The sequence below is a fragment of the Variovorax sp. P1_H12_2 genome (assembly GCF_056405335.1).
Genome location: NZ_JBFUCI010000616.1, coordinates 1 through 2,561 on the forward strand (window position 1 = coordinate 1; position 2,561 = coordinate 2,561).

3 protein-coding genes are annotated in these 2,561 nt (G+C 69.3%); all 3 read right to left on the reverse strand.

Features of this window, described 5'->3' with window-relative positions:
- Positions 1–96: 96 nt before the first annotated feature.
- From trpC to AC1D2K_RS33270, 3 genes are read right to left on the reverse strand one after another with little or no spacing between them, the layout of a single operon-like run.
- Positions 97–897: an indole-3-glycerol phosphate synthase TrpC gene (trpC, locus tag AC1D2K_RS33260; protein ID WP_478094516.1), complete on the reverse strand. Its 801-nt coding sequence runs from the start codon at positions 895–897 to the stop codon at positions 97–99.
- A gap of 9 nt (positions 898–906) precedes the next feature.
- A complete protein-coding gene (trpD, locus tag AC1D2K_RS33265) occupies positions 907–1,932 on the reverse strand; it encodes an anthranilate phosphoribosyltransferase (protein WP_478094518.1) in 1,026 nt (341 codons plus the stop codon).
- Positions 1,933–1,950: 18 nt separating this feature from the next.
- The gene (locus AC1D2K_RS33270; protein ID WP_478094520.1) at positions 1,951–2,559 is read right to left on the reverse strand and encodes a LysE family translocator; all 609 of its coding nucleotides are present in this window, start codon (positions 2,557–2,559) and stop codon (positions 1,951–1,953) included.
- Between the last annotated feature and the right edge of the window lie 2 nt (positions 2,560–2,561).

The following is a 2,561-nucleotide window of genomic DNA, read 5'->3' on the forward strand; positions in this document are numbered from 1 at the left end:
GCGGCCGCCAGCCCGCGGCGACCGGCCAGTCGGCCGGGTCCGCCGTCGCGAGTTGATCGGCGGCGCTCATCGAAGCTCCCGCGTGCGGCGCTTCGCTCATCGGAACAGTTCGGCGAGCGCCTCGCCCGGCTCGGCGGCCCGCATGAAGGTCTCGCCGACCAGGAAGGCGTGCACACCCGCCGCGCGCAGCTTCGCGACCTCCTCGCGCGTCGCGATGCCCGACTCGGTCACCAGCAGGCGATCCGAGGGCACCTTCGGGAGCAGGTCGAGCGTGGTCTGCACCGACACCTCGAAGGTGCGCAGGTTGCGGTTGTTGACGCCGATGAGTGGCGTGCGCAGCTTCAAGGCACGGTCGAGCTCGGCGCCGTCGTGCACCTCGACCAGGACGGCCATGCCGAGCCCGGCGGCGATGGCCTCGTAGTCGCGCATCTGGGCGTCGTCGAGGCAGGAGACGATCAGCAGGATCGCGTCGGCGCCCATCGCGCGCGACTCGTAGACCTGGTAGGGGTCGACGATGAAATCCTTGCGCAGCACCGGCAGCTCGCACGAGGCGCGCGCCTGCTTCAGGTAGTCGACGCCGCCCTGGAAGAACTGGCGGTCGGTCAGCACCGAGAGGCAGGCGGCGCTGACCTGGCCGTCGCCCTCGGCGTAGCTCTGCGCGATGTCGGCCGGAATGAAGTCGGCGCGCAGCACGCCCTTGCTCGGGCTGGCCTTCTTGACCTCGGCAATCACGGCGGCCGCGCCGGCCGCGATCTTGGCGCGCAGGGCGCCCACGAAATCACGCGTCAGCACGCGGCTCTCGGCATCGAAGCGGACCGCTTCGAGCGGGCTCYTCTTCTTCGCCGCGGCGATTTCCTCGCGCTTGACGGCGACGATCTTCTCGAGGGTGTTCGACATGGTTCTTCCTCAAGCCGCTGCGGTGGCAGCGGCGAACTCGGCCAGTTTGGCCTTGGCTGCGCCGGAATCGAGCGCGGCGCGCGCCCGCTCCACGCCGGCGGCGATCGATGGGCTGACGTTCGCGGCATAGAGCGCGGCGCCGGCGTTCAGCACCACGATGTCGCGCGCCGGGCCGGGCTGGTTGTCGAGCACGTCGAGCAGCATCGCCTTCGATTGCTCGGGCGTCTCCACGCGCAGGCTGCGGTTGCTCGACATCGAGAAGCCGAAATCTTCCGGGTGCAGCTCGTACTCGCGCACCTCGCCGTCCTTGAGCTCGCCGACCATGGTGGCGGCGCCGAGCGAGATCTCGTCCATGCCGTCGCGGCCGTAGACCACCAGCGCGTGCTCGGCGCCCAGGCGCTGCAGCGCGCGCACCTGGATGCCGACCAGGTCGGCGTGGAACACGCCCATCAGTATGTTCGGCGCACCGGCCGGATTGGTGAGCGGCCCCAGGATGTTGAAGATGGTCTTGATGCCGAGCTCCTTGCGCACCGGCGCGACGTTCTTCATCGCCGGGTGGTGGTTCGGCGCGAACATGAAGCCGATGCCGACGTCGGCGATGCACTTGGCGATCTGATCCGGCGTCAGGTTGATGTTGACGCCCAGCGACTCGAGCACGTCGGCGCTGCCGGACTTGCTGCTGACGCTGCGCCCGCCATGCTTGCTGACCTTGGCGCCGGCCGCCGCGGCGACGAACATGGAGCAGGTCGAGATGTTGAAGGTGTGCGAGCCGTCGCCGCCGGTGCCGACGATGTCGACCAGGTTCGTGGTGTCGGCCACCGGCACCTTGGTCGAGACCTCGCGCATCACCTGGGCGGCGGCGGTGATCTCGCCGATGGTTTCCTTCTTGACGCGCAGGCCGGTGATGAGCGCCGCCATCATCACGGGCGAGCACTCGCCGCTCATGATGAGGCGCACGATGTGCAGCATCTCGTCGTGGAACACCTCGCGGTGCTCGATGGTGCGCTGCAGGGCTTCCTGGGGGGTGATGGGCATGGTGATGTCTCCTTCGATTCAGTGAGTCGTTGCTGCCGGGTGGTCGGACAGCGCGAGCCGGAGGCCGAAGCCGATGAACAGCACGCCGGCGCCGCGCTGCAGCCAGTGCATGCCGCGCTGCACCACAACGACGCGGCGCGCGGTCCAGCCGGCCGCGAGCGCCCAGGCCACGTTGACGAAAATCGCGTTGAAATTGAACAGCACGCCGAGCAGGAAGAAGGCCAGCGCCTTGTGCTCGGTGCCCGGCGCGATGAACTGCGGCACGAAGGCCAGGAAGAACAGCGCCACCTTGGGGTTCAGTGCGTTGGTCCAGAAGCCGCCGAGGAACACGCTCCTGGCGCCGGCCGGCACGGCCGCAACGGGCACCGGTGCGGTCGTGGAAGGCCGGGAGAACAGCATTCGCACACCGACCCACAGCAGGTAGGCCGCACCGACCCACTTGAGCACGGCGAAGGCGGTGCTGGAGGCGGCCATCAGCGCGCTCAGGCCCAGCGCCGCGGCGACGATGTGGACGAAGCAGCCGGCGGTGATGCCGAAGCCGGCGAGGATGCCGGCGCGCACGCCCGAGCGCAGCGAATGGCTCACGACGTACAGCACGTCGGGCCCCGGCGTGAGGTTCAGCAGCAGCC